29 protein-coding genes and 1 tRNA gene are annotated in these 24008 nt (G+C 71.7%); 14 read left to right on the top strand and 16 right to left on the bottom strand.

What is annotated here, in order from left to right:
* Positions 1–1227, bottom strand: coding sequence for a GNAT family N-acetyltransferase (locus FV229_RS10890; protein WP_147751988.1), 1227 nt, complete (start codon positions 1225–1227; stop codon positions 1–3).
* 178 nt (positions 1228–1405) lie between these two features.
* Here FV229_RS10890 and FV229_RS10885 point away from each other — a divergent pair, with 178 nt between their 5' ends.
* Together FV229_RS10885 and FV229_RS10880 are read left to right on the top strand one after the other, a co-directional pair.
* Entirely contained in the window at positions 1406–1663 is a 258-nt protein-coding gene (locus FV229_RS10885; protein ID WP_348644180.1) for a type II toxin-antitoxin system RelE/ParE family toxin, read from the top strand.
* A gap of 10 nt (positions 1664–1673) precedes the next feature.
* Positions 1674–2000: a HigA family addiction module antitoxin gene (locus FV229_RS10880; protein ID WP_147751987.1), complete on the top strand. Its 327-nt coding sequence runs from the start codon at positions 1674–1676 to the stop codon at positions 1998–2000.
* Positions 2001–2016: 16 nt separating this feature from the next.
* On the opposite strand, the gene FV229_RS10875 is transcribed toward FV229_RS10880, so the two are convergent.
* On the bottom strand, positions 2017–2763 hold the full coding sequence (locus FV229_RS10875; RefSeq protein ID WP_147751986.1) for a glycerophosphodiester phosphodiesterase family protein: 747 nt from the start codon (positions 2761–2763) through the stop codon (positions 2017–2019).
* A complete protein-coding gene (locus FV229_RS10870; protein WP_147751985.1) occupies positions 2763–3236 on the bottom strand; it encodes a RidA family protein in 474 nt (157 codons plus the stop codon). The genes FV229_RS10875 and FV229_RS10870 overlap by 1 nt, the downstream gene beginning before the upstream one ends.
* A 303-nt stretch (positions 3237–3539) precedes the next feature.
* Here FV229_RS10870 and FV229_RS10865 point away from each other — a divergent pair, with 303 nt between their 5' ends.
* The 6 genes from FV229_RS10865 (at position 3540) to FV229_RS10840 (ending at position 9121) form a co-directional block, all read left to right on the top strand.
* Complete coding sequence (locus FV229_RS10865; protein WP_147751984.1) at positions 3540–4733, top strand: aspartate aminotransferase family protein; 1194 nt, start codon at positions 3540–3542, stop codon at positions 4731–4733.
* 70 nt (positions 4734–4803) lie between these two features.
* Complete coding sequence (gene argF / locus FV229_RS10860; protein ID WP_147751983.1) at positions 4804–5778, top strand: ornithine carbamoyltransferase; 975 nt, start codon at positions 4804–4806, stop codon at positions 5776–5778.
* 124 nt (positions 5779–5902) lie between these two features.
* Positions 5903–6199 carry a DUF1778 domain-containing protein gene (locus FV229_RS10855; RefSeq protein ID WP_147751982.1) on the top strand — a complete coding sequence of 99 codons (297 nt, stop codon included), beginning with the start codon at positions 5903–5905 and terminating at the stop codon, positions 6197–6199.
* A 62-nt stretch (positions 6200–6261) separates the two neighbouring features.
* Positions 6262–6684 carry a GNAT family N-acetyltransferase gene (locus FV229_RS10850; RefSeq protein ID WP_238271859.1) on the top strand — a complete coding sequence of 141 codons (423 nt, stop codon included), beginning with the start codon at positions 6262–6264 and terminating at the stop codon, positions 6682–6684.
* Positions 6685–6762: 78 nt separating this feature from the next.
* Entirely contained in the window at positions 6763–7785 is a 1023-nt protein-coding gene (locus tag FV229_RS10845) for an Hsp33 family molecular chaperone (RefSeq protein WP_147751980.1), read from the top strand.
* A gap of 151 nt (positions 7786–7936) precedes the next feature.
* Positions 7937–9121, top strand: a complete 1185-nt coding sequence (locus FV229_RS10840; RefSeq protein WP_147751979.1) for a hypothetical protein — start codon at positions 7937–7939, stop codon at positions 9119–9121.
* A gap of 57 nt (positions 9122–9178) precedes the next feature.
* On the opposite strand, the gene speG is transcribed toward FV229_RS10840, so the two are convergent.
* Genes speG through apaG form a run of 3 tightly spaced genes read right to left on the bottom strand, consistent with a single transcriptional unit; the run spans position 9179 to position 11351 of the window.
* Positions 9179–9745 carry a spermidine N1-acetyltransferase gene (gene speG, locus FV229_RS10835; RefSeq protein ID WP_147751978.1) on the bottom strand — a complete coding sequence of 189 codons (567 nt, stop codon included), beginning with the start codon at positions 9743–9745 and terminating at the stop codon, positions 9179–9181.
* On the bottom strand, positions 9742–10911 hold the full coding sequence (gene argE / locus FV229_RS10830) for an acetylornithine deacetylase (protein WP_147751977.1): 1170 nt from the start codon (positions 10909–10911) through the stop codon (positions 9742–9744). Before argE ends, speG begins: the two co-directional genes overlap by 4 nt.
* Before the next feature lie 47 nt (positions 10912–10958).
* Positions 10959–11351 carry a Co2+/Mg2+ efflux protein ApaG gene (apaG, locus tag FV229_RS10825; protein ID WP_147751976.1) on the bottom strand — a complete coding sequence of 131 codons (393 nt, stop codon included), beginning with the start codon at positions 11349–11351 and terminating at the stop codon, positions 10959–10961.
* Positions 11352–11512: 161 nt separating this feature from the next.
* Here apaG and FV229_RS10820 point away from each other — a divergent pair, with 161 nt between their 5' ends.
* Both FV229_RS10820 and FV229_RS10815 read left to right on the top strand, forming a co-directional pair.
* Positions 11513–11989, top strand: coding sequence for a hypothetical protein (locus FV229_RS10820; protein ID WP_147751975.1), 477 nt, complete (start codon positions 11513–11515; stop codon positions 11987–11989).
* A gap of 54 nt (positions 11990–12043) precedes the next feature.
* Positions 12044–13213 carry a 2'-deoxycytidine 5'-triphosphate deaminase gene (locus FV229_RS10815; protein WP_147751974.1) on the top strand — a complete coding sequence of 390 codons (1170 nt, stop codon included), beginning with the start codon at positions 12044–12046 and terminating at the stop codon, positions 13211–13213.
* A 332-nt stretch (positions 13214–13545) separates the two neighbouring features.
* On the opposite strand, the gene FV229_RS10810 is transcribed toward FV229_RS10815, so the two are convergent.
* Positions 13546–13621, bottom strand: a tRNA-Ile gene (locus FV229_RS10810).
* Between the two features lie 534 nt (positions 13622–14155).
* Between FV229_RS10810 and FV229_RS10805 the strand changes: the two genes are divergently transcribed.
* The gene (locus FV229_RS10805; RefSeq protein ID WP_147751973.1) at positions 14156–15556 is read left to right on the top strand and encodes an MFS transporter; all 1401 of its coding nucleotides are present in this window, start codon (positions 14156–14158) and stop codon (positions 15554–15556) included.
* 33 nt (positions 15557–15589) lie between these two features.
* On the opposite strand, the gene FV229_RS10800 is transcribed toward FV229_RS10805, so the two are convergent.
* From FV229_RS10800 to FV229_RS10775, 6 genes are all read right to left on the bottom strand, one after another.
* Entirely contained in the window at positions 15590–17059 is a 1470-nt protein-coding gene (locus tag FV229_RS10800; protein WP_147751972.1) for an MDR family MFS transporter, read from the bottom strand.
* Between the two features lie 250 nt (positions 17060–17309).
* Positions 17310–17996: a YoaK family protein gene (locus FV229_RS10795; protein WP_238272084.1), complete on the bottom strand. Its 687-nt coding sequence runs from the start codon at positions 17994–17996 to the stop codon at positions 17310–17312.
* A gap of 75 nt (positions 17997–18071) precedes the next feature.
* Positions 18072–18353 carry a hypothetical protein gene (locus FV229_RS10790; RefSeq protein ID WP_147751970.1) on the bottom strand — a complete coding sequence of 94 codons (282 nt, stop codon included), beginning with the start codon at positions 18351–18353 and terminating at the stop codon, positions 18072–18074.
* A 73-nt stretch (positions 18354–18426) separates the two neighbouring features.
* Complete coding sequence (locus FV229_RS10785) at positions 18427–18831, bottom strand: cupin domain-containing protein (RefSeq protein WP_147751969.1); 405 nt, start codon at positions 18829–18831, stop codon at positions 18427–18429.
* A 124-nt stretch (positions 18832–18955) separates the two neighbouring features.
* A complete protein-coding gene (locus FV229_RS10780; RefSeq protein WP_246685423.1) occupies positions 18956–19273 on the bottom strand; it encodes a hypothetical protein in 318 nt (105 codons plus the stop codon).
* 121 nt (positions 19274–19394) lie between these two features.
* Positions 19395–20084: a hemerythrin domain-containing protein gene (locus tag FV229_RS10775; RefSeq protein ID WP_147751968.1), complete on the bottom strand. Its 690-nt coding sequence runs from the start codon at positions 20082–20084 to the stop codon at positions 19395–19397.
* Positions 20085–20258: 174 nt separating this feature from the next.
* Here FV229_RS10775 and FV229_RS10770 point away from each other — a divergent pair, with 174 nt between their 5' ends.
* The 3 genes from FV229_RS10770 to FV229_RS10760 all read left to right on the top strand — a co-directional run bounded on the left by FV229_RS10770 (position 20259) and on the right by FV229_RS10760 (position 21429).
* A complete protein-coding gene (locus FV229_RS10770) occupies positions 20259–20453 on the top strand; it encodes a DUF3606 domain-containing protein (protein ID WP_147751967.1) in 195 nt (64 codons plus the stop codon).
* A gap of 25 nt (positions 20454–20478) precedes the next feature.
* Positions 20479–20883, top strand: coding sequence for an STAS/SEC14 domain-containing protein (locus FV229_RS10765; protein WP_187273786.1), 405 nt, complete (start codon positions 20479–20481; stop codon positions 20881–20883).
* Between the two features lie 249 nt (positions 20884–21132).
* Positions 21133–21429, top strand: a complete 297-nt coding sequence (locus FV229_RS10760; RefSeq protein ID WP_238272083.1) for a hypothetical protein — start codon at positions 21133–21135, stop codon at positions 21427–21429.
* 35 nt (positions 21430–21464) lie between these two features.
* Here the strand turns inward: FV229_RS10760 and FV229_RS10755 are convergent, their stop codons facing one another.
* The 3 genes from FV229_RS10755 to leuD all read right to left on the bottom strand — a co-directional run bounded on the left by FV229_RS10755 (position 21465) and on the right by leuD (position 23757).
* Positions 21465–21848 (bottom strand): RidA family protein, encoded by a 384-nt coding sequence (locus FV229_RS10755; RefSeq protein WP_147751965.1) that lies wholly within the window; start codon positions 21846–21848, stop codon positions 21465–21467.
* The gene (locus FV229_RS10750) at positions 21845–23050 is read right to left on the bottom strand and encodes a lytic murein transglycosylase (protein ID WP_147751964.1); all 1206 of its coding nucleotides are present in this window, start codon (positions 23048–23050) and stop codon (positions 21845–21847) included. The genes FV229_RS10755 and FV229_RS10750 overlap by 4 nt, the downstream gene beginning before the upstream one ends.
* A 104-nt stretch (positions 23051–23154) precedes the next feature.
* The gene (gene leuD / locus FV229_RS10745; protein WP_147751963.1) at positions 23155–23757 is read right to left on the bottom strand and encodes a 3-isopropylmalate dehydratase small subunit; all 603 of its coding nucleotides are present in this window, start codon (positions 23755–23757) and stop codon (positions 23155–23157) included.
* Positions 23758–24008 lie beyond the last annotated feature (251 nt).

Genomic DNA, 24008 nt, shown 5'->3' with positions numbered 1-24008 from the left:
TCAAGACTCTTCCGGGCTGGACCGTCGGAACGGCGTCAGGGTGTCGAGTTCGTCCACCATGGCTTCGACATGGGCGCGCTCGCGCTGCAAGTAGTCGGCCACCGCGCGACGCAACGAAGGGTCGGCGATGTCGTGCGCGGAGTGCATCAGCACCGGCCGGTAGCCGCGCGCGAGCTTGTGCTCGCCCTGCGCCCCGGCCTCGACCCGCTTCAGGCCCCGCGCGATCGCGAAGTCGATCGCCTGGTAGTAGCAGACCTCGAAATGCAGGAACGGGTGCTCCTCGATGCAGCCCCAGTTCCGGCCGTAGAGGGCGACGTCGCCGATCAGGTTGATCGCGCCGGCGACGTAGCGGCCCTCGCGCTTGGCCAAGATCAGCAGGACGCGCTCCGGCATCCGCTCGGACAGGAGCGTGAAGAAGCGCCGGTTGAGGTAGGGCCGGCCCCATTTGCGCGCGCCGGTGTCGGTGTAGAATTCGTAGAAGGCGTCCCAATGCGCCTCGGTGAGGTCGGCCCCGGTCAGGTGCTCGATCGTGATGCCGGAGGACAACGCGTCGCGCCGCTCGCGCTTGATGCTCTTGCGCTTGCGCGAGGCGAGCGCGGCGAGGAAGTCGTCGAAGGTCACGTAGCCGGCGTTCTCCCAATGGAACTGCTGGTCGGTGCGCTGGAGGAAGCCGGCCGCACCCGCCCGCTCCCATTCCGGCTCCTGCATGAAGGTGACGTGGATCGAGGAGGCCTTGGTCTCGGACCGCAGCGCCCTGAGGCCCGCCACCAGGGCGGAAGTCGCGACGTCCACGTCGGCGCCGGGCGCGATCAGGAAGCGCGGACCGGTGACGGGGGTGAACGGCACGCTCACCTGCAGCTTCGGATAGTAGCTCCCGCCGGCCCGCTCGAAGGCGTCGGCCCAGCCGTGGTCGAAGATGTATTCGCCCTGGCTGTGGGACTTCAGATAGCACGGCACGACCCCGAGCAGTGCGTCGTCGCGCTCGACCGCCACGTGCAGCGGCAACCAGCCGGTCCGCCGCGAGACGCAGCCGGAATCCTCCAGCGCCGAAAGGAAGGCGTGGCTGACGAAGGGGTTGTGGGTCTCGTCGCCCGCGCCCAGCGTCTCGGCCGAGGTGGCGCAGGCGTCCCAGGCCGCCGCCCCGATCTCCTTCAGGCCGGCCAGCGCGCGGACCTTGAGGACGGTCTCGGAGGTCTCAGGCTCGTGCGGAGCGCCGGGTTTTTCCATGGCGACAATCTAGCCCGAAGGGCAGGGGGGACAAGGCGGCGCCGCGCATCCCGCCGTCGCAGCGGGGGGCAGGGCGGCTCGCTTACCTCTTGGTAACACTCAGTGATACCATCCTGTGCGTTATCCTGAGGTAGGATGCACCAGGGGGCCGGCTCTGATCCAGAGCTTCGCAGATCGCGTGACCGAGGCGGTCCATCGCGGCAGCCGGCCGAAGGGGTTCCCCGCCACGATCTTTCCCGCGGCGCGACGCACGCTCGCCGTCCTCGATCGGGCGGCCGACCTGAACGACTTGCGAGCGCCGCCCAGCGATCGGCTTCACCCTCTGACCCATGACCGCATCGGACAGCATGCGATCCGGATCGACGACCAGTATCGAATCTGCTTCCGCTGGACCGAACATGGCCCGGCGGATGTCGAAATCGTCGATTATCACTGAGGACCCGTCGATGAATGACGGCTTGGAGATCGCCGCCTTGGAGACGCTGCCGCCGCTTCACCCCGGCGAGGTGCTGCGCGAGGAGTTTCTGGTTCCCCTCGGCCTGACGCCCTACGCGGTGGCGAAGGCCTGCGGCGTCCCCCGCACGCGGATCGAACGGATCGTCCGCGAGGAGATCGGGATCACCGCCGACACCGCGCTCCGGCTCGGACGCTATTTCGGGACCTCGGCGCAGCTCTGGCTCGGCCTGCAGATCCGCTACGACATCGAGGTCGCAGCAGCGCGGGCGGGTGACGCCCTGGCGCTGATCAAGCCGCTTCCGCGCGAGGCCGCCTAAGGCCGGAGCCGGGCGTTCAGGCCGAAAACCCCTCGAACACCATCTGGTCGGCATGCGCCTGTGCGAGGCGGCGCTGGGCCTCGGTGCGCACCGTCCAGGCCATCACCGGCAGGTGCCCGAGCACGCGGGCGAGGTGCGTCGCGGCGCAGGGCAGGTCGTCGACCCGCCAGGACACGAAGTCGGGCCGGGTCTCCTCGATGTGCAGCAGGTCCGAGAGCCGGCGGCGTGCCGAATCGGTGAGGGCGGCGTAGGCCGGGTCGTCCTGGTTCGTCTCGCCGACGATGCCGCGCGGGACCGCGTCGGGCACCAGGCCGCGCAAGGCCGCGACCACCTCCGGATCGAAGGACTTCACCGCGACCGGCCCGGCGTAGGCGCTCAGCACCTCCGCGACGCGGCGGGTCAGGGTCAGGTCGCCGGTAGTGGACGACTTGATCTCGACGACGAGCGGGGTCCGCCCGGCGATCTCGGCGAGGAAGTCCGGCAGCGTCGGGATCGTCTCAGTCGTGCCCGCGACCGCGAGGCCGCGAAGGTCGGCGGCCCGCATCGCGGCGACGGGGTCGGCGACGCCCGCCAGCCGCCCCAGGGCCGCGTCGTGGAAGACCATCGCCTCGCCGTCGGCGCTGATCTGCACGTCGCACTCGATGGCGTAGTTGCCCGCGATCGCCGCGCGCGCGGCGGCGATCGTGTTCTCGGGCCGGCCCGCCGCGCGGTCGTGCAGGCCGCGATGGGCGATCGGCCGCGCGACGAGCCAGCCGAGTTCCATCACCGCACCTCGAACATCGCCTCGACCTCGACGGCGGCGTCGAGGGGCAGTTCCGCGACCCCGACCGTGGAGCGGGCGTGACGGCCGCGGTCGCCGAGCACCGCGACCATCAGGTCGGAGGCGCCGTTCATGATGCCGGCGATGCCGGAGAAGCTCGGCACGCAATTGATGAAGCCGCCGAGCCGGACGCATTGCACGACCCCGCGCTCGAGGTCGCCCACCGCCGCCTCGACCTGCGCCAGCACGTTGAGCGCGCAGAGCCTGGCCGCGGCGATCCCGTCCTCGGCCGAGACCTCGGCGCCGAGCTTGCCGACATGGCCCGCGCCGAGCTTGCCGTCCGCCCCGAAGCAGATCTGGCCCGAAACCACCACGAGGTTGCCGCTGCGCACGAAGGGCACGTAGTTCGCGACCGGCGCCGCCGCCTTCGGCAGGGTGAGCCCGAGGCTCTCGAGGCGTTCCTTGACCGTGCTCATGAAAGGGCTCCGCGTGTCCGTTCTCGGCGATGCACCGGCTCTGGAGCATGGGCCGCGGCCGGCACGCAAGGCCCTTCTCGGAGGCATCGTGGAGTCGAGCCGGCAAACGACGCCCGTTTTACAGGCATGTCCGCCACGACACCCGGCCCTCTCATTGACAGCGCGGCCGCGTTTCTTAGTAATCGCGCGCGTGCCGCCCCGGTGACGAGGCGGCACTTTCGTTTTTGCACGCAGGGCACGGGTCCTGCACGCAGCCTGACAACGCCGGGTCTTCACCCGGCCCGCCGACACGGAGACGGGATCGTGACATCCGCCCTTCTGCCGACCTATGCCCGGGCCCCCATCGCCTTCGAGCGTGGCGAGGGCGCATGGCTGGTGGCGCGCGGGGGCGAGCGATACCTCGATTTCGGCGCCGGCATCGCGGTGAACGCGCTGGGCCACGCCCACCCGCACCTCGTCGAGGCCCTGACCACCCAGGCGCAGAAGCTCTGGCACACCTCGAACCTGTTCGAGATCCCCGACGGCGAGCGCCTCGGGCAGCGTCTGGTCGACGCGAGCTTCGCCGACGTGGCGTTCTTCTGCAATTCGGGCGCCGAGGCCAACGAGGCCGCGATCAAGATGGCGCGGAAGTACCACGCCGCCGGCGGGCACCCCGAGCGCTACCGCATCATCACCTTCGAGGGCGCGTTCCACGGGCGCACGCTGGCGACGCTGGCCGCCGGCGGCCAGCAGAAGTACATCGAGGGCTTCGGCCCGAAGGTCGACGGGTTCGACCAGGTGCCCTTCGGCGACCACGAGGCGCTGCGCGCCGCGATCGGCCCCGAGACGGCGGCCGTGATGATCGAGCCGATCCAGGGGGAGGGCGGCGTCCGCCCGGTGCCGCCGCAATGCCTGCGGGGCCTGCGCGCGCTCTGCGACGAGCACGGCCTGATGCTGATCATGGACGAGGTCCAGACCGGCGTCGGCCGCACCGGCCGCCTGTTCGCGCACGAGTGGTCCGGCGCCGCGCCCGACATCATGAGCGCGGCCAAGGGCATCGGCGGCGGCTTCCCGCTGGGCCTGTGCCTGGCGACCCGCGAGGCCGCCCGCGGCATGGTCGCCGGCAGCCACGGCACCACCTTCGGCGGCAACCCGCTCGCCATGGCCGTCGGCAACGCCGTGCTCGACGTGGTGCTGGGCGACGGCTTCCTCGACCACGTCCAGCGCGTCGCGCTGGTCCTGAAGCAGAAGCTCGGGGCGCTGCCCGACCGCTACCCACACGTCGTCACCGAGATCCGCGGCGAGGGGCTGATGCTCGGGCTCAAGCTCGCCGTGCCCAACACCGAGTTCGCTGCGGCCGCCCGCGCCGAGCACCTGCTGGTGATCCCGGCGGGCGACAACGTGGTCCGCCTGCTGCCGCCGCTGATCGTCACCGAGGCCGACGTCTCCGAGGCGGTCGCACGCCTCGAAGTCACGGCGGCGGCGTTCACGGCCGCGATGCGCGGAGCCGCCGAGTGATGCCGACGTGATGCTGATCCCGGCTCCCGAAGGCGGAGCCGCCGACCGAACCCGGACATGATGTGTTGAGATGACTGCCCCCCTGAACGGCCGGACCAGCGGCCCCACGACCGGCGCGAGCGCGCCCCGCCACTTCCTCGACCTGTCGGACTTCTCCGGCGCCGACCTCCGCCGGGTGCTCGACGCCGCGGCCGCGATCAAGGGGCGCCGCCGCAAGGGCGAAGTCGCCGCCGACCGCCCGCTCGCCGGCAAGAACCTCGCGATGGTGTTCGACCGACCTTCGACCCGCACCCGCGTCTCCTTCGACGTGGCGATGCGCGAGCTCGGCGGCGAGACGTTGATGCTAACGGGCTCCGAGATGCAGCTCGGCCGCGGCGAGACCATCGGCGACACCGCGCAGGTGCTCTCCCGCTTCGTCGACGCGATCATGATCCGCATCCTGGATCACGCGCTGATGCTGGAGCTGGCCGAAAACGCCACGGTGCCGGTGATCAACGCGCTGACCAAGCTCTCGCATCCGTGCCAGATCATGGCCGACGTGCTGACCTTCGAGGAGCATCGCGGGCCGATCCAGGGCCGCACGGTGGCCTGGTCGGGCGACGCCAACAACGTGCTGACGAGCTGGGCGCACGCGGCCGCGCGCTTCGACTTCACCCTCAACGTCGCCTGCCCGCCCGAGCTGGCGCCGCCGCCGGCGCTGATGGCCTGGGCACGCGCCGAGGGCGCCCGCGTCAACGTCACCGCCGACGCCTTCGCCGCGGTCGAGGGCGCCGACGCGGTCGTGACCGATTGCTGGGTCTCGATGGGCGACGAGGACGAGGCTCACCGCCACAACCTGCTCAACCCCTATCAGGTGAACGGCGCGCTGATGCGGGCCGCCGCCAAGGACGCGGTGTTCATGCACTGCCTGCCCGCCCATCGCGGCGAGGAGGTCACCGCCGAGGTGATGGACGGCCCGCAATCGGTGGTGTTCGACGAGGCGGAGAACCGCCTCCACGCCCAGAAGGGCATCCTGGCGTGGTGCATGCGGGCGAACGGCCTGTAGCGGGTCGCGAACGGGCGGCCGATCGGACGCAGCGGCCGGACGGGTCGCGGGCCTTGACCGTATGAACATCGTGTATACGTTCAGGCTCCAAGACGCCCCCGACGAGACGTAGAAGGCGACCGCCTTGAGCATCGACGGCCTGAGCAACGTCCCGGCGCGGCGCGGGACGACGATCAACCTGCGCATCGAAGCCGAGACGCGGGACCTGATCGACGACGCCGCCTCGGTGCTCGGCAAGACGCGGACCGAGTTCATGATCGACACCGCGCGCCATCACGCCATCGACGTGCTGCTCGATCAGCGCCTGTTCGTCCTCGACGACGCGCGCCATGCCGCGTTCGTCGCGGCCCTCGACGCACCGCCGGCCGAAAGGCCGAGGCTGAGCGCGCTCATGGGGAGGAATCCCGCCTGGGAGCGCTGATCGGGCCGCCGGTTCCCCTGGGTCCGGAGCACGCCCTGGATGGATTCTCCTGCGGCCGACCGGTGCTCGACGATTGGCTGAAGCGGCAGGCACGCCGCAGCGAGGGCCGGTTCGCCCGGACTTATGTGGTCTGTGCGGACGGCGCGGTGGTGGGGTATTACTGCATCTCCGCGGGGACGGTCGCGCGGGAGGATGCCCCGGGGCGGATTCGACGCAACGCGCCGGAGCCGATCCCGGTCTCGATCCTAGGCCGGCTGGCCGTGGACCAGCGTTGGGCCGGCCGTGGGCTCGGGGCCGACCTCCTGGCCGATGCGCTGCGCCGGATCGCCAACGCGGCCGACGTGATCGGGATCGGCGCCGTCCTGATCCATGCGCTCGACGACCAGGCGCTCGCATTCTACCGCAGGCAGGCGGAGTTCCTCGAATTCCCCGACCGCTCGCGCACCCTGTTCCTGCCGATCGGCGCGCTGACCGGCGGACGATGACGACCCGAACGCTTCCAAGCCGAACGCTTGCAGGCCAAATACGTGCAGGCCGACCGCTTCCAGGACCGAGTTGAGACCATGACCGCCGGACACGACACAACCCCGATCAACGAAGGCAACGGTCACGACGGCGCCGACGACTGCGTGCTGCCGTTCGCGGTCGAGGCGCTCGACGTGCGCGGGCGCGTCGTCCGGCTCGGGCCCTCCGTCGACACGATCCTGCGGCGGCACGGCTACCCGGATGCGGTGGCGCGCCTGCTCGGCGAGGCGGCGGCGCTGACCGTGCTCCTCGGCTCGTCCCTGAAGTTCGAGGGCCGGTTCCAGCTCCAGACCAAGACCGACGGCCCGGTCGGGATGATCGTCGTCGACTTCGAGGCGCCCGACCGCCTGCGCGCCACCGCGCGGTTCGAGGCGGAGGCCATCGCCGCCCTCGGCGCCGGCCCGCACAAGGCCGCCGAGCTGATCGGGCAGGGGCATCTGGCCATGACCATCGACCAGGGCTCGGCCGCCAGCCGCTACCAGGGCGTCGTCGCGCTGGAGGGACAGAGCCTGGAGGAGGCCGCGCACCAGTACTTCCGCCAGTCCGAGCAGATCCCGACCGAGGTGCGGCTCGCCGTGGCCGAAGCCTTCGAGGACGGGCAGAGCCGCTGGCGCGCCGGCGGGCTGCTGGTGCAGTTCCTCCCCCAATCGATCGACCGGGCGCGGCTCGCCGACCTGCCGCCGGGCGACATCCCGGAGGGCCGCGTCCACCTCGACGAGCACGGCACCCGGGAGGACGACGCCTGGGTCGAGGCGCGCGCCCTCGTCGGCACCGTGGAGGACCACGAGCTCGTCGACCCGGCGGTCTCGAGCGAGCGGCTGCTCTACCGGCTGTTCCACGAGCGCGGCGTGCGGGTATTCGACGCGCAAGGCGTGCACGAGCAGTGCCGCTGCTCGCGCGAGCGGGTGATGGGCATGATCCGCTCGTTCTCGCCCGAGGAACGCCGCGAGATGATCGCCGACGACGGCCGCGTCGTGATCACCTGCGAGTTCTGCTCGCGCCGCTACGACCTCGACCCGGCCGAGGTCGAGGCGGAGGTGGCCGAGACGCCGAAGCAGTAGAACCGAACCCTGTCCGGTTCACGGCCAAGCTTGATCCACGGATAGACTGAACATCGATTTCTAAAAATCAGTCTCCGGCGATGAAACGGTTTTCGAACCTTCGGCGTTTCGATGCTTCCAACAACGTCGCAAGAACGCCGGAGGAAGCATCATGAAAAGAGTCGCCATCGGGCTCGCAGCCCTGCTGTTCAGCACGTCCGTCTACGCCCAGGGCGCGGCCGGAAACGCGGCCGGCGCCGGGACGGGCCGCGCGAATACCGGATCGATGGATGCAGGCGGCAAGGCGGGCGGCAACACGGGCGGCGCCGGCGCGACGGCCGGCGGCCGGATGTCGGAGACGCGGGGTGAGAGCCGGAACACCGCCGCCGGGAACGGGGCCGGAGGCCGCGAGAACGGGATGCAGGCCGGACGGGCCGACCGCCAAGGCGTCGATCGTCAGGGCGCCGACCGCCAAGGGTCTGATCGGCAAGGCGCCGACCGTCAGGCGGCCGGCCGCGAAGACCGCCGCGACGCGGATCGGGTGGAAGCTCGCGGCGGCAACCGCGACGGGATGCGCCGCGACCGCGCCGAGCGCGACACGCGCAGCGAGCGCCGGGAGACCCGCACCGACATCCGCTCCGAGCGGGCCGGCGGCGGCTTCCGCCGGGAAGGACGGTTCGTGTTCGTCGGCGGCCAGCGCGTGGTCTACGGCTCGCCCGAGTACCGCCGGCTCGTCACCGTCGAGCGCCGGGGCGGCACGCGGGTCCGCACCGTCACCATCCGCGGCCACCGCGTCCTCTACGGCTCGCCCGAGTACCGTCGCCTCGTGACCGTCCGCGAATCCGGGCCGCGCGTGCGCTACGTGACCATCCGCGGGCAGCGGGTGCTCTACGGATCGCCCGAGTACCGCCGCCTCAGCGTGACCACGACCGAGCGCCGCGGCGGCCGCGTCGCGGCCGACTTCCGCGGTCGGGACCGCATCGACGTGCGGACCCGCTCCGCCCGGACCGAGACCCGCGACGACCGCGGCTTCCGCAACGCCGACCGCCGCAACGCGGGCGAGCGCAACGCCGACCGGGGATCCGAGCGCAACGCCGACCTGCGGGGCGGCCAGGGCGGGCGCAACGGCCAGGACTTGCGGGGCGGCCAGGACCTGCGGGCTGGCCAAGACCTGCGGGGCGGCCAGGACAAGGGCGGCATCCGCAACGCCTCCGAGCGCACGGGCGGCCGTGACGGTGGCCGCCAGATGGGCGGCCAGATGAGCGGTCAGGGCGGGCGCGATGCTGGCATGACCGGCGGCGCGTCCGAGCGCGGCACCCCGGGCACCCGCGGCGGTGGGCGCGACGGTCGCAACTGATCGGCTCGCCTCACGAGCGGGGAGGGGGCGACGCCGCCTCCCCGTTCCGTTGCGCCGTCAGTTCCTGAGCACCGGCTCGGCGATGTCGACGGCATGGCGGCCGGCCAGGTATTCCGGCTGGAACAGGCACATCCGCACGGCGTCCCGGTAGCGGCCGTTCATGAAGAACTCGTCCCGCAGGATGCCCTCGGGCCGGAAGCCGCAGCTCTCGTAGATCCGCACAGCGCGGGCGTTGTCCTTGTCGACGTGCAGGTAGAGCTTGTGGATGTTGAGCACGCTGAAGGCGTAGTCCATCGCGATCCGGGTCGCCTGGCGGGCGAAGCCCCGGCCCTGGAACCCGGGGTGGATCGCGATCTGGAACTCGCAGCGCCGGTGCAGGTGGTTGATCTCGACGAGCTCGACGAGGCCCGCCGGCTGGCCGTGCAGCGTCGCGATGATGAAGCGCCGCTCGGTCTGGTTGTGGATGTTGCGCTCGTAGAGCTGCGCCAGCTCGGCGAAGGACTCGTAGGCCTCCTCGAACCAGTAGCGCATGATGCTGTCGTTGTTGTTGAGCTGATGCACGAACATCAGGTCCTCGCGCTCCAGCGGGCGGAGCTTGACCCTGTCGGGAACGGTCTCGTTCATGCGGCGCAGGCCTCGATCAGCCGGCGCAGGAACGCCTCCCCGTCCCTCAGCGCCGCCAGGGTGATGAACTCGTCGGGCTGGTGCGCCTGGTCGATCGAGCCCGGCCCGCAGACCACCGTCGGGATGCCCGCCTGCTGGAAGCGACCGGCTTCCGTGGCGTAGGGCATCGACACGGTGCGGTTGCGGTTGGCCATCCGCAGCGCCAGCCGCTCGGCCTCCGAGCCCGGATCGGGCAGGAGGCCGGGGATCGCGATCTCCTCGACGGTCTCGATCCGGCCGAAGGGGCCGTAGCGGTTCAGGCGCTCGCGGGTCACCGCCTCGGCCTTGGCCTGGAACAGGCGCGGGATCTCGGCCATGTCGAGGTCGGGCAGGCCGCGGAACTCCCAGTGGAAGGCGCATTCCTTCGGCAGGATGTTGCGGGCGGTGCCGCCGTGGATCGTGCCGACATGCACGGTGGTGGCGGGCGGATCGAACCGGCCCGACGCGTCGCCGCGCGCGATCATCCGGTCGGCGATGGCGTTGAGCCCGGAGACGAGGTCGCAGGCCGCCATCACGGCGTTGGCGCCCAGCATCGGCTTGGCCGAATGCGCCTCGTGGCCGTGCACCGTGGTGTGGAAGGTGACGATGCTCTTGTGCGCGTCGGCGACCTCGAGGTCGGTCGGCTCGCCGACGATCACCGCGCCCGGCCGCGGCAGGTCGAGGCCGAAGCGGGCGATCGCATCCATCACGCCGAGGCAGGTGGTCTCCTCGTCGTAGGACAGCAGGATGTGGATCGGCCGTTTCAGGTCGGCGGCGAGGTAGTCCGGCACCAAGGCGAGGGCGGTGGCGCAGAAGCCCTTCATGTCCACCGCGCCGCGACCGTAGGCCCGGCCGTCGGCCACGCGCAGGGTGAACGGGTCGGCGGTCCAGGCTTGGCCTACGACGGGGACGACGTCGGTGTGCCCCGACAGCACGACGCCGCCGTCGACCGGCGGGCCGATCGTGGCGAAGAGCGCGGCGCGGTCGCCGGCGGCGTTCGGGATGCGGGAATAGGGGACGCCCCAGCCGTCGAGGTAGGCGGCGACCCAGTCGATCAGGGCGAGGTTCGGCTTGGAACTCTCGGTGTCGAAGGCGACGAGGTGGGCGAGGATGTCGAGCGGGGTCATCCGCTCGCCGGAACCGGGCATCGGTCGTGTCCTTGGGCGGCCGGCCCCGGGCGCCGGCCCGAAACCGATCAGTGCAGGCTGCGGCGGATATGCGGGCTGTCGAGGGAGAAGGCCGGGATCTCGGCCTCGAAGCTCTCGCCCGCGACCGTGGCCATGGTGTAGCTGCCGGCCATCAGCCCGTCCGGCGTGGTGAGCGGGCAGCCGCTGGTGTAGCAGAACGACTCGCCCGGCTCCAGCACCGGCTGCTTGCCGACGACGCCGGCGCCACGCACCTCCTGGCAGTCGCCGCGCCCGTCGATGATGCGCCAATGGCGCGAGCGGAGCTGCACCTGCTCGGCGCCGTTGTTCACGATCTCGACGGTGTAGGCGAAGAAGTACCGGCTTTCGCCCGGCGAGGATTCCTCCTCGACGAAGCGCGGATTGACGGTCACGCTGATTCCGCGCGTCTCGGCCTTGTACATCGTCCCTAATTGCCCTCTTCAGCGGCGACCGAGTTCGGTCTAGCTCGGGTCTAGACGGCTCGAAGCCGCTTTTCGATGCGACTTTCATCGTGGTAGTTGCCGGGAGAATTCCCGTCAATCGCGGTGAAGTACGTCGCGGCGGCGGCAGGGGCAGGGCCGGCATGGTCGAGGGTTTGACGGGCCGCCCGAGGCGGTTCGGGGGCGCGCGGCCCTCGCTGCCCGCGCTCGCGCACGGCGCCGCCTGGACGGCGCTCCTGGCGGTCGCGGGCTTCCTCGCCTGGCGCGATCCCGGCACGAACCTGCCCCCCGCGGCGGCGCTCGCGGCGGCGCTGATCCTCGACGGCGGGGCCCGGATCGCGGCGGCCCGGATCGCGGGACGGACAGGCCCCGATCCGCGGCTTTCCGGCCTGCCCTCCCTGGTGCTCGGCGTCGGCGGCGCCCTCGGCCTCCTCGCCGGCGGGGCCGCGTTGCTGCTGTTCCCTCGCGCGGTCCCGGTGCTCGCGAGCGCGCTCGCCGGCCTGATCGCGATCGGCGCGCTGGCCCGGCTCGCCCTGATCCGGATCGTCCTCGCCCTGCCCGGCGAGGAACCGGGCGAGCCGCGCCCGGCGCCGGCCGAGCCTCCTTTAAGCCGGCGTTAGGCGCTTTGCCCGAAAACGACCGATGGTGACGGCCGGACGGGGCGCGCGAGAGACATGAGCACGACGCCGAGCCCGGTTGCCGGGACAAGCCCTTCAGCCGGGAACGCTTCTTCTGCGGGGCAGGGCGCCGCGGCGGCACCCGGAGCGCCGCGCGACGGCATCCTGTCGGCCGAGGGCATCGCCGCCCTGGCGCAGGCGGGCGGCATCCTGACGGCTTCCCCCTTCGCCGCCGACCAGATCCAGCCCGCGAGCCTCGACCTGCGCCTCGGGGCGCGGGCCTGGCGCGTGCGCACCAGCTTCCTGCCAGGCGCGTCCCGCGCGGTCTCGGCCTGCGTCGCGCGCCTTTCGTTCCACGAGATCGACCTGCGGCCCGGCGCGGTGCTGGAGACCGGCTGCGTCTACATCGCCGAGCTGCAGGAATCCCTGGCCCTGCCCGAGACCCTCGCGGCGGCGGCCAACCCGAAGAGCTCGACCGGGCGGATCGACGTGTTCACCCGCGTCATCACCGACCGGGCGGAGGCGTTCGACCAGGTCGAGGCCGGCTATCGCGGGCCGCTCTACGCCGAGATCTCGCCGCGCACCTTCCCGGTCCTGGTCCGCACCGGCTCGCGCCTGTCGCAGATCCGCTTCCGCCGCGGCACGGTGCGGCTGCGCGACGACGAACTCGTCGCGCTGCACGCGCGCTCGCCGCTCGTCACCGCGGCGGCGCCGTCCTTCCACGGCGGCGTCGCCGTCTCCGTGGACCTCGCCGGCTTCGACGGGCTCATCGGCTACCGGGCCAAGCGCCATACCGGCCTCGTGGACGTGGACGCCCCCGGGCGCCACGCGGCGGCCGAGTTCTGGGAGCCGCTGCCGGCCGACGGCTCGGGCTCGCTGATCCTCGATCCCGGCCAGTTCTACATCCTGGCCTCGAAGGAATCGGTGCAGGTGCCGCCCGACCACGCCGCCGAGATGGTCCCGTTCGACCCGCTGGTGGGCGAGTTCCGGGTCCACTACGCCGGCTTCTTCGATCCCGGCTTCGGCTATGCCGGCGCCGGCGGCACCGGCGCGCGCGCGGTGCTGGAGGTGCGCTCGCGCGACGTGCCGTTCCTGCTCGAGGACGGTCAGATCGTCGGCCGCCTCGTCTACGAGCGCATGGAGGCGGTGCCGCGGATGCTCTACGGCGCCGGCGCCGGCTCGAACTACCAGGCGCAAGGGCTGAAGCTGTCGAAGCACTTCGCCTGAGGCGGCGCGGCCTTGAGTGACCCGGCCACCGCAATCCTCGCGCGGAGTCCGAGCCGGCCACGGGCGTGCCCGCGGCACGGTCGATCCAGATCACATTACCGCCGCCGACGAACCCAGGATGCCGGAGTGCTGGACGATCGCGTTGATGGGCAAGATCGCGTAGCCATCCCGGTCGGCATCTGCATCCGGAAGTCGCGGCGCCCGCTTCGACGCCCCCTGTTCGTGTAACGGCGCACCGAACCCGCCGAGCCGTGCGACCTGTCCGTGGGACGGCGCGCGAAAAAGCTCCGATTTCGCGGTGGCTTGCTGAATCCAACGCCGTCGGAAGGGAGTGGTGGGCCCGGCAGGACTCGAACCTGCAACCAGACCGTTATGAGCGGTCGGCTCTAACCATTGAGCTACAGGCCCAAGCCGTTGATACGACGTGTACTTCGGCTGAACGATTCATCCGTCGAGCCCGTCGGCGACGCCGATGGTGCGTACCGCGAACGGAGCGCGACAGCAAGGGATGTCGTGCGCTTCGCCGGGCGCGGCCGCCCTTCGCTCGCGCGCCCGCTCCCATTCGGCCGGACGCGACAGACCCGCCTGTCCGCCACGGCATCGAGAGCCACGGCGGATCGAGGCGAGCCCTCAGGCACAGGATTAGGGCCGACCCACCGTTGCAGGCCGCGTTCCCATTTCGGGGGCACGCCCACGGTTCGGCCCCGCCCCGATCTGCTCACGGGGCGGGGGAACCCCGGATCTCACCAGCGTGAGCCGATACGCGACGCGGCTCGTGCGAAGGATGGCGCGGGGCGGTTAAGGCGGCCTCCACGGGGCGGGGCGGGCGCGTCTCGCGATGGGGCACCGCTCGCCCTGGTTGCGCTGGCCCCGGGCACTCTTGCCAAGGTGCCGCCCACGGTCGCATGCAGCACGCCGCCACCCCCGCGAGATCCCCACGCGATGTCCTCACCGATCGCCCCGTCGGACGTTCCGGCCCATGACGGCCTGCCGCCGGCGCGACGGGGGCGGGCGATGGTCGCGGTGCTCACCGGCGTCGCCCTCGCGACCCTCGACACGGCGATCGCCAACACCGCCCTTCCCACCATCGCCGCCGACCTCGGCGTCGACCCAAGCGCCTCGGTGTGGATCGTGAACGCCTACCAGCTCGCCGTCGTGGCGACGCTGCTGCCGATCGCGGCGCTCGGCGAGATCGTCGGCCAGCAGAGGATCTACATCGCAGGCTTCATCCTCTTCACCGCGTCCTCGCTCGTCTGCGCCCTGGCCTGGTCGCTGCCGACGCTCGTCGCGGCGCGGGTGCTGCAGGGCGTCGGCGCGAGCGCGTTGATGGCGGTCAACATCGCCCTCATCCGCTTCATCTATCCGGCCGACCAGCTCGGGCGCGGCGTCGGCCTCAACGCCTTCGTCGTCGGCGTCGGCTTCGCGGTCGGCCCGACCGTCGCCTCGCTGATCCTCGTCGCCGCGCCCTGGCCCTGGCTCTTCGCCGTCAACGTGCCGATCGGCCTCGTCGCCCTGCTCCTGGCCTGGACCGCGCTGCCGGACACCGGGCGCTCCGGCCATCGCTTCGACGTCGTCGGCGCGCTGCTCAACGCCTCCGCCTTCGCGCTCCTCGTGCTCGCCCTCGGCGAGGCGGCCCACGAAGGACCGCTCTGGCGCATCCTGGCGGAAGCCGTCGGCTCGCTCGCCTGCTTCCTGCTCCTGCTGCGCCGGCAGGCGGGGCATCCCGCGCCGATGCTGGCCGCCGACCTGCTCCGGCGTCCGCTGTTCGCCCTCTCGGCCACCACGTCGGTGTGCTCGTTCGCGGCGCAGGGGCTCGCCTTCGTCTCGCTGCCGTTCCTGTTCCAGCACACGCTCGGGCGCACGCAGGTCGAGACCGGCTTCCTGATGACGCCCTGGCCCGTCGTGGTCGCGCTGCTGGCGCCGCTCGCCGGGCGGCTCTCGGACCGCTACCCGCCCGGGTTGCTCGGCGGCATCGGGCTCGCGATCCTCGCCCTCGGGATGGGGTTGCTCGCGGGACTTCCGGCGAACCCGAGCGTCGTGGACATCGGCTGGCGGATGGCGATCTGCGGCGGCGGCTTCGGCTTCTTCCAGGCGCCGAACCTGCGCGCGATCATGACGAGCGCGCCGCCCGCGCGGTCCGGGGGCGCGAGCGGCATCGTCGCCACCTCGCGGCTCCTCGGCCAGACCATGGGCGCCGCCCTCGTGGCCGCCTGCTTCGCGATCGCGGATGCGCACGGGCCGGCGCTCGCGCTCGGGCTCGGCGGCGCCTTCGCCGCCATCGCCAGCGTGGTCAGCTTCCTGCGCCTCGCCGTCCGGCAGGAGGACACGGCCCGGCCCGCGTGAGACGCCGTCCGCGCGGTCCGGATCGGGCGCTCGCTACTCCGCGACGGCCGGCACGGCGTCGGCGATCACCACGCGGGGGACGAGCAGGGCGGTCAGCAGCGTCAGCAGCGCAACCGCGAAGACCGTCCAGAAGGTGCCGTGCAGGGCGTGCTGCAGGCTGATGCGGGCCGCCTCGCCGGCTCCGCCGAGGCTCGCCGGGTTGTCGAGCAGGCGGCGCAGCTGGTCGGGGTCCACCGTGGCCCCGCCGTCCGGATGAATGAGGCGGTAGTTCAGGACGGCGCCGAGGGCGGTGGCGCCGAGCGTCGAGCCGAGGTTGCGCGCGAAGATGTTCGAGGCGGTGGCGGCCCCCCGCTGCGCCCAGGCGACGCTGTCCTGGATGATCACGATCGCCGCCGTCGACAGGAAGCCCATGCCGAGGCCCATGACGATCGACCCCGCCGCCGCGACGGCGGGCGAGGTCTCCGGGCCCAACGCCACGAAGGCCGACGCCCCGATCGGCAGCAGGGCGGCGCCGAGCAGCAGGACCGGCCGCAGGCCGAACCGGACGAAGCTGCGCGCCGCCGTGGTCGCGCCGACCGGCCAGCCGAGCACCATGAGGGTCAGGGTGAAGCCGGCCACGAGCGGCGATTGCCGGAGCACGCCCTGCACGTACATCGGCAGGAAGGCGGTGAGCCCGATGATCGCCATGCCCGAGAGTAGCGTCGCGGCGTTGGCGGTGAGGATCGAGCGCTGCCCCCAGAGCGCGAAATCCAGCATGGGGTCGGCGGCCCGCCGCTCCTGCAGCACGAACAGCGTGATCGCCACGAGGAAGGTCAGGCCGGAGGCGGTCGCCACGGCCGGCGCGGTCGAGGTCTCGGTTAGGGCGATCATCAGCGCGGCGATCGCCAGCGTGAAGAGGCCGGCCCCGATCACGTCGATCCGGCGCCGCTTGCGCTCCACCTCCTCGCGCAGGAACAGAAGGAACAGGGCGGCCGCGAGGACGCCGACCGGCAGGTTGATCCAGAAGATCCACGGCCAGCTCAGGTGCCCGATGATCAGGCCTCCGGCGAGCGGCCCGGCCACCGAGGAGACGCCCCAGACGCTGGCGAGATAGCCCTGCACCCGGCCGCGCTCGCGGGCGGAGTAGAGGTCGCCGACCACGGTCATGCTCACGGGCTGGATCGCGCCCGCGCCGACGCCCTGCACGAGCCGGAACAGGATCAGCGACGGCATCGACCAGGCGAAGCCGCACAGCAGCGAGCCGGCGAGGAACACCGCGATGCCGAACAGCAGCACCGGGCGCCGCCCGTAGAGGTCGGACAGCTTGCCGAACACCACGGTGGTCGCGGTCTGCGTCAGCAGGAAGGAGGCGAACACCCAGGCGTAGAGGTGGAGGTCGCCGAGCTGCCCGGCGATCTGCGGCATCGCGGTCGAGACGATCGTCGCCTCGATCGCGATCATGAACATCGCCGCCATCACCGCGGCGAGGACCAGCGGGCGGCGCGTCGTCGGTGAGGTCAGCATGCCTGGGCTTTAGGGCTCCGGCGCTCCGGGCACCAGGGGCCGGACGCCGACGCGCGCCGGCTCAGACCGTCGCGGCCTCCGGCGTCGGCCCTCGATGCGGGATGCGGAGACGGCGTGACGCCCGCGCTTCGGCAACCCCGAGCGGCGCTGCACGGACGCCTGGACTGCGAGCCCGGCTGTGAGGGCATGTCCGAGCGCGGGTGGTCCAAGCCGGGTATCGAGGCGCGCGCGTCCGGCCCATGGCGGCCGTTCACGGACTCGGTTCGCGATCCGGGACGAACAGCAATCCGATGAGGACGACGGCGGGCACGAGCACGCAGGCGAAGGACAGGGCGGCGACCCCGAAGGCGCCCGCCAGGGCGCCGACCGCGAACGCCAGCACGGCCGACAGCGTGCGCCGAAGGCGGGTGGCGGCCGGCGCGCCGAGCGTCTTCCCGCAGGCATGGTCGGTCAGGTCGATCACGGCCTGCGTGACGTTCACGGTCATCACGGTGGTCGCGGCCAGGTGGCCGATCACCAGACGCCCGATGCCGTTCTGGATGCCCATGGCGGCGACCCCGAGCATGCCGACGCCGATCGCCTTCGCGCCGTCCGGCGAGCCGAGCGGCGACAGGGACGCGCCCACGATCGCGAAGGCGATCAGCGCGGCGGCTTCAAGCACCAGCAACGGGCGCAGCGGTGACGCCCCCCTCCGCTCGAGGGCCAGGGCGATGAGGCGGGTCACGGCCACCGCCAGGATGAACGTCGGCAGGGCAAGGAGCTTCGCGAGGACCCCGGTCGAGGTCGAGACCAGCTCCGCACCGATCAGGACGACGTTGCCGGTGACGTGGGCCGTGAACAGGCCGGTCAGGGCGATGAAGGCGGCGGCGTCCACGAAGCCGGCGACGAAGGCCAGCCCGACACCGATCGCGGCGTCTCCATCAGCGAAGGCAGGCACGATGCTGGGGGCTCCTTTTCGGCGATCCAGGTCGTCCGGGCAGGTCGCCCGGAGACGGGTGCCGAGCTTCGACCGCTAACCCAGGGTCACCGAGCCGTCGGCCGGATCGACCGCGACGACGCGCGGACCGCGCACGTCCGGATCGCGCTGCTCCCAGGCCGACAGGGCGGCGTTGGCGGCCTCGACGATCGCTCCCGGGGCGCCGCCGACCTGCGGGCGGATCGCCTCCACGAGCCGCGTCACGACCGTCTGCTCCTCGAGCGGGTGGGCCGGCATCGTCGCCTGGCGGCAGAACGCCGCGTAGACGTTCTCGGCGATCGCGCGGGCCGCGCGATCCAAATCCGGCGTGTCGTTCATGTCCTGTCGCCCTTCACCTGGGGATGTTCGGAGCGTGCGCCCCGGCTTGGATGGAGTCGGTGCCGGCCTGCGATCAGGGCGCGGGCTCCTGCAGCGGCTTGCCCTTGTCGATCACGTAGACCGACAGGATCTTGATCGTCCTGTCGCCGACCACCGTGTAGCCCGCATGCGGCACGCCGCGCTGGTTGATGCCGCGCTCGCCCGCCGGGCGCTCCTTCGGCTCCTTGCCGGCCACCTGCACGGTCCCGCCCTCGATCACGTAGAACGACTCCTCGCCGTTGTGGAAATGGCGGGGCGAGGTCGCGCCCGGCGGGAACTCCACCAGCTGCATGACGATCTCCCGGGTGTCGTCGCCGGAGACGGGCGAGCGTCCGAGTTCGGTCCGCTTGATCTCCTGCGCCACCGCCGAGCCCCCCAAGGCGATCACGCCGGCACCGCATGCCAGCACAAGCCCCAAGGTCGCGAGCCATCGCCGCATCCGACGCATCCTCCGTTTCGGGAAAGGATGGCACGGACCGGATCGCAGCGGAACGGCCCGGGCACGCGCCGCCTCGTTTTCCGCACGGCTGGTTTTCCACGCCGATCGTTCCCGGCGGCCCCCGTCAGGCGTCGTCCTCAGGAGCGAACACCTCGCCCGCTTCCGCCAGCCGGACGTTGGCCGCGTCGGTCCGGAGCTGCAGCAGGCCGCGATACTCGGCGAGGTGGCGGCGCATCCCATCGTCGGCGCCCGAGCCGTCGACCGGTTCCGGCGCGGCCGGGTCGCAACCGTCGATCGCCTCCGCGGTCCGGCGGTCGACGCGGGCCCGGTCGGACGGGCTCAAGCCTGCGAGCCCGTCGAATCCGAGCTCGCGCGCGAAATGGGCGGCGATCTCTTCGCGCTTCGCGTCCAAGTCCGAGGTCGCCAAGTGCGATGTCGCCAAGTCCGATGTCGCCAAGTCCGATGTCGCCAAGTCCGGCATGACCCTCTCCTCAATCAGGACATCCACGCGTTCGACGAACAGAGGAGGCTGAATGCGGCCGATCTGGCCTCACGCACCTCTGCTAGGTGAACCGCTGGGCCGAGATCGGATCGCTGGCGGGAAAGGTGTCCTCGAGCCCTTCGTCGAGCATGCGCTCCCGGCGCCGCACCGGGCCGTCGGCCGCCGGGCGACCCTTCGCGCGCTTACGGCTGCTCCCGCCGAGGAACCCGCTCTGCCACAGGAGGTAGCCGACGCCGACCGCGAGGGTGCAGACGATGACCTTGAGGTCCAGCTCGCTCCGCGGGGCGGGCTCGGGGTGCCGTGCCTGCAGCGCCCACCGCCGCGCCTGGACGAAGGCCCGCGCCGCGTCGTCGGCCTGCCTGTCGGAGAGCAGCGTGCGGGCGGCGGGCAGCAGCTCGTGCTTGAGCCGATGGAGGTGCTGATCCACGAGGTAGGTCGCATCCTCGAAGTCGTTCAGCCAGCCCTCGGAGGTCTTGCGGCGACGCCGCGCCAGGTCGGAGAGCTGGCCGATGAACGCCCGGTGCCCGTCCGACAGCTCGTCCACGAGCCGCCGGGTCTGCGGCAGCCGGCCGAGCGGGGCGTAGAGGCCGACGGACACCGCCTGCGCGTGGGCTTCGAGCGCGTCGACGAGGTGGTCGAGGAGTCGCTCCCGGCTCCTGACGACGCCAGGTCCGTTCAAGGCTCTCGGCGCGTCGTGGATGAGATGCTCGATGTTCGCGTGATCGCGTCCGATGAGCTGCCAGACATCCATGCACGGTACTCCATAAGTCGTACCTGCCAACCGCCTCGCCCAGGGGCTGTTCCTTAGGTCCGGCCCCGCGCGATGCGTGCCGCGCGAGGGCGCAAGCCGCCGGAGACGCCGGGCCCGCGCCGGCGGGAATGAACCGGACGTGCGCTCCCGCATTGGGGGAGGCAGGAGACCCGAATGCCGCCCGACGCAACCCAAGAACCGCAGACCGTCAACCTCTCGACGCCGGACGCGGCCGCCTACTGGGCGCGCAAGCTCCAGGTTCCCGTCGAGAAGCTCGGTGCGGCGGTCGACGCCGTCGGCCACGACGCCGAGAAGGTCGCGACGCATCTCGGCCTGCCCTGGCCGTACGAGGCCAGCGGCATCGTCTGACGACGGCAGACCCTGGGAGGGGCGCGTGAACGCAGCACCGGACGGTTCCATCATACAGCGCGAATCCCCGCGCGCCGACCTTCTCGCCTTCGAGATCAAGGACCGCATCACCGAGCCGGACATCGCGTGGATGTCGTCCATCGCCGACGCGGCCATGAAGACGGTCGACCGGTTCGACATGCTGCTGATCATGTCGAACTACGAGGGCACCGATCTCGGGGCGCGGTTCGACGGCTACGCGAGCCAGGTGATGGTGCGCTCGGTGGCCCACATCCGGAAGTACGTCGTGGTCGGCGCGCCGTCGTTCGCGCGCGCCATGATCAAGCTCTCCGGGACGGTGATGCCGGTCGACACCAAGACCTTCGACCTCGCCGACGAGGCCACCGCCTGGGCTTACCTCGCGGAAGCCGGGCCCGTCGCGAAGAGCTGAGGCCGGCCCATCAGGCCAGGACGGGCGGCCGCCTTCATTCCGGTGGACGCGCACTCAGCCTGCGCGCGACTCGGTGTGGACCAACCGGCGCATGGCGCAGGTGCGACACGATCGACGACCCGTACGTCCCAGTCACCCCGGCGCCAGCGGAACTTCCAGTCGAGGAAATCGGTTTTCCAGCCTCAAGCCATCCTCTAGCGAGATCGCAAGAGGATCATGGCAGGCACGTCGATCGGGGCACGCGAAGCGATGACACGCAAGACGACGACCAAGGCGGTTCGGGCCGCGCTCGCGACGGGCCTTCTTCTCGGCTCGACCGGTGCCGTGTTCGCCTGGGGTGGCGGCGGTGGCGGGAGCGACAGCGGCAGCGGACTCTCGCCCTATGCCGCGCTGAACGGGAACGACCGCTCGGCCGGCGTCAACAGCGGCAACTACCGCGCGCCGGAGCTCGATCCCTATCTCGGCGCCTACGGCGACGGCTACGCCCGCCCCGTCCAGGACCGCTACCGTCCGGTCCGCCGGCCCTATTACGGCCGGCCCTATTGATCGGGCACTCTTAAACCAACTGGGATCGGCGGCCGTCATCCGACGGTCGCCGTGACCTCGATCTCGACCTTCATCTCGGCGCGCAGAAGGCCGGCGACGACCTGCAGGGTCGCGGCCGGCCGCACCTCGGCCAGCACGCGCCCGCAGACCGCGAGCACGGCTTCGGCATCCGCCCGGTCGGTGACGAGGTAGGTCGCCCGCACGATGCGCCCGAGGCCGGACCCGGCCTCGGCGAGGACGTCGGCGATCGTGCGCCAGCACGCCTCGGCCTGCGCCGCGGCGTCCTCCGGCATCGTCATCGTGGCGTAATCGTAGCCGGTGGTGCCGGCCACGAACACGAAGCCCCCGTCGATCACCGCGCGCGAGTAGCCGTAGGCCGCCTCGAACGGCGAGCCCGAGCCGATCAGGCGCCGGGTCACCGGCGCAAGGCTTCCAGCACCTTCGCGCCCGGGCGTCCGGTCTGCGGCATGCCGAGGCTGCGCTCGACCTCCTTGATCGCGTCGCGGGTCTTGGCGCCGACCTTGCCGTCCGGCTCGCCGACGTCGTAGCCCCGCGCGGTCAGGCGGGCCTGCAGGTCGCGGCGCTCGGCCCGCGACAGCGGCGGGTCGTCGGTCGGCCACTCGGCCTGGATGCCGGCCCGGCCGCGCAGGCGATCGGACAGCACGGCAATGGCGAGGCCGTAGGATTCGGCGGCGTTGTAGGAGTAGATCGCGTCGAAGTTCTTGGTCACGAGGAAGGCCGGCCCCTCGACCCCTGCCGGGATCATGATGCCGACCGGCCCCTCGGCGGAAAGCGGCCGCCCGTCGACGCGCTTGACGCCGAGCGCGGCCCAGTGGCCCACCGGCTTCTTGTTCTTGCGCCCGGCGGCGCCCGCGTTGAAGCCGGCCGGCAGCTTCACCTCGTAGCCCCAGCCCTGTCCGTTCGACCATTTGGCGACGTGCAGGAAGTTCGCGGTGGAGCCGACGGCGTCGGGCACGGAATCGACCACGTCGCGGCGCCCGTCGCCGTCGAGGTCGACGGCCAGGCGCTGGTAGGTCGTCGGCATGAACTGGGTCTGGCCGAAGGCGCCGGCCCACGAGCCGTTGAGGCGCGCGGGCTCGATGTCGCCGTGCGCGATGATCTTCAGGGTCGCCATCAGCTCGCCGCGGAAGAAGTCGCGCCGGCGGTTGCCGGAGCAGGCCAGCGTCGCCAGCGACTGTACCAGCGGCATCTTGCCGAGGTTCTTGCCGAAGTTCGATTCCACGCCCCAGACCGCGGCGATGGTGAAGCGATCGACGCCGTAGCGGGCCTCGGCCTGGGCGAGCGCCGCGCCGTGCTGGCGCATCGCCGCCTTGCCGTCGTCGACGCGCTCGTCGTCCACCAGGGCGGCCATGTAGTCCCAGATCGGCGTCTTGAACTCGGGCTGCGCCTGGGAAAGCTCGATCACCTTGTCGTCGAAGGCGATCCCGTCGGTGGCGCTGCGGAACGCCTGCGCCGAGACGCCCTGCGCCGCCGCCTGCTGCTGCAGGCCGGCGAGGCAGGACTGGAAGTCGGCCCGCGCACCGGTCGTCGCGAGGCAGGCGACGGCGATCCACGGCAGGATCGGCCTGCGGGAGGAGCGCTGCCGGGGAGATCGCTGCATCGTCGTCGCTCGCATGGTGTCCGAAGCGTGGGAGCCTGGGAGGGAACGGTTAACCCAGGCTTAATTCGAGGGCGCCGGACGATCCGCAGGCCGTCCGCGCCCCCTCACGCCCAGCCGCGCGCGGCGAGCTTGTCCTCGTAGGCGTCGATCTTCGGCGCGCGCTTCAGGGTCAGGCCGATCTCGTCGAGGCCGTTGAGCAGGCTCTCCTTGCGGCCGGGATCGATGTCGAAGTGCAGCGTGCCGCCGTCCGGGCCGCGGATGGTCTGGGCTTCGAGGTCGACCGAGAGGGTGGCGTTGGCGCCGCGCTCGGCATCCTCGAACAGCTTCTCGAGGTCTTCCGGCGAGACCACGATCGCCAGGATGCCGTTCTTGGCGCAGTTGTTGAAGAAGATGTCGGCGAAGCTCGTCGAGATCACGCAGCGGATACCGAAATCGGTCAGCGCCCAGGGCGCGTGCTCGCGCGACGAGCCGCAGCCGAAGTTGTCGCCCGCCACCAGGATCTTGGCGTTGCGGTAGGCCGGCTGGTTGAGGACGAAGTCCGGGTTCTCGGAGCCGTCGTCCCGGTAGCGCATCTCGGCGAACAGACCCTTGCCGAGGCCGGTGCGCTTGATCGTCTTGAGGTACTGCTTCGGGATGATCCGGTCGGTGTCGACGTTGATGATCCGCATGGGCGCCGCGACGCCCGCCAGGGTGTTGAATCTGTCCATCGTCCTTGCCGGTCTATCGAATGCCAACGGGGGTCGGCCGCCACCCTAACAGCGGCGCGGCGGACCGGGAAGATTCACGCCAGGCGCCCGGCGCGCAGATGTTCCGCCCGCAAGTGCTCCGCCCGCAAGTGCTCCGCCCGGACGTGCTCCGCCCTGAGGTGCCCGTCGTGGATCGCCGACGCGACCAGGGCGCCCGCGACGCCGGCGCCGGCCAGCGCGGCGAGGTCGTCGGGGCCGCGCACGCCGCCGGC

The sequence above is a fragment of the Methylobacterium sp. WL120 genome (genome assembly GCF_008039465.1).
Lineage (GTDB): Bacteria > Pseudomonadota > Alphaproteobacteria > Rhizobiales > Beijerinckiaceae > Methylobacterium > Methylobacterium cerastii.
This window is presented reverse-complemented; position numbering and strand designations above follow the sequence as displayed.

Excerpts from the sequence above, each read along its gene's own strand:
- argF (WP_147751983.1), top strand. The coding sequence starts at position 4,804 with ATGACTGCCCCCCTGAACGGCCGGACCAGCGGCCCCACGACCGGCGCG.
- apaG (WP_147751976.1), bottom strand. The coding sequence starts at position 11,351 with ATGTACAAGGCCGAGACGCGCGGAATCAGCGTGACCGTCAATCCGCGC.
- FV229_RS10760 (WP_238272083.1), top strand. The coding sequence starts at position 21,133 with ATGACACGCAAGACGACGACCAAGGCGGTTCGGGCCGCGCTCGCGACG.
- speG (WP_147751978.1), bottom strand. The coding sequence starts at position 9,745 with ATGAACGAGACCGTTCCCGACAGGGTCAAGCTCCGCCCGCTGGAGCGC.
- FV229_RS10870 (WP_147751985.1), bottom strand. The coding sequence starts at position 3,236 with ATGAGCACGGTCAAGGAACGCCTCGAGAGCCTCGGGCTCACCCTGCCG.
- FV229_RS10785 (WP_147751969.1), bottom strand. The coding sequence starts at position 18,831 with ATGCGGCGATGGCTCGCGACCTTGGGGCTTGTGCTGGCATGCGGTGCC.
- FV229_RS10750 (WP_147751964.1), bottom strand. The coding sequence starts at position 23,050 with ATGCAGCGATCTCCCCGGCAGCGCTCCTCCCGCAGGCCGATCCTGCCG.
- FV229_RS10845 (WP_147751980.1), top strand. The coding sequence starts at position 6,763 with ATGACCGCCGGACACGACACAACCCCGATCAACGAAGGCAACGGTCAC.
- FV229_RS10875 (WP_147751986.1), bottom strand. The coding sequence starts at position 2,763 with ATGGAACTCGGCTGGCTCGTCGCGCGGCCGATCGCCCATCGCGGCCTG.
- FV229_RS10805 (WP_147751973.1), top strand. The coding sequence starts at position 14,156 with ATGTCCTCACCGATCGCCCCGTCGGACGTTCCGGCCCATGACGGCCTG.
- FV229_RS10890 (WP_147751988.1), bottom strand. The coding sequence starts at position 1,227 with ATGGAAAAACCCGGCGCTCCGCACGAGCCTGAGACCTCCGAGACCGTC.
- argE (WP_147751977.1), bottom strand. The coding sequence starts at position 10,911 with ATGCCCGGTTCCGGCGAGCGGATGACCCCGCTCGACATCCTCGCCCAC.
- leuD (WP_147751963.1), bottom strand. The coding sequence starts at position 23,757 with ATGGACAGATTCAACACCCTGGCGGGCGTCGCGGCGCCCATGCGGATC.
- FV229_RS10820 (WP_147751975.1), top strand. The coding sequence starts at position 11,513 with ATGGTCGAGGGTTTGACGGGCCGCCCGAGGCGGTTCGGGGGCGCGCGG.
- FV229_RS10770 (WP_147751967.1), top strand. The coding sequence starts at position 20,259 with ATGCCGCCCGACGCAACCCAAGAACCGCAGACCGTCAACCTCTCGACG.
- FV229_RS10880 (WP_147751987.1), top strand. The coding sequence starts at position 1,674 with ATGAATGACGGCTTGGAGATCGCCGCCTTGGAGACGCTGCCGCCGCTT.
- FV229_RS10800 (WP_147751972.1), bottom strand. The coding sequence starts at position 17,059 with ATGCTGACCTCACCGACGACGCGCCGCCCGCTGGTCCTCGCCGCGGTG.
- FV229_RS10790 (WP_147751970.1), bottom strand. The coding sequence starts at position 18,353 with ATGAACGACACGCCGGATTTGGATCGCGCGGCCCGCGCGATCGCCGAG.
- FV229_RS10815 (WP_147751974.1), top strand. The coding sequence starts at position 12,044 with ATGAGCACGACGCCGAGCCCGGTTGCCGGGACAAGCCCTTCAGCCGGG.
- FV229_RS10775 (WP_147751968.1), bottom strand. The coding sequence starts at position 20,084 with ATGGATGTCTGGCAGCTCATCGGACGCGATCACGCGAACATCGAGCAT.
- FV229_RS10840 (WP_147751979.1), top strand. The coding sequence starts at position 7,937 with ATGAAAAGAGTCGCCATCGGGCTCGCAGCCCTGCTGTTCAGCACGTCC.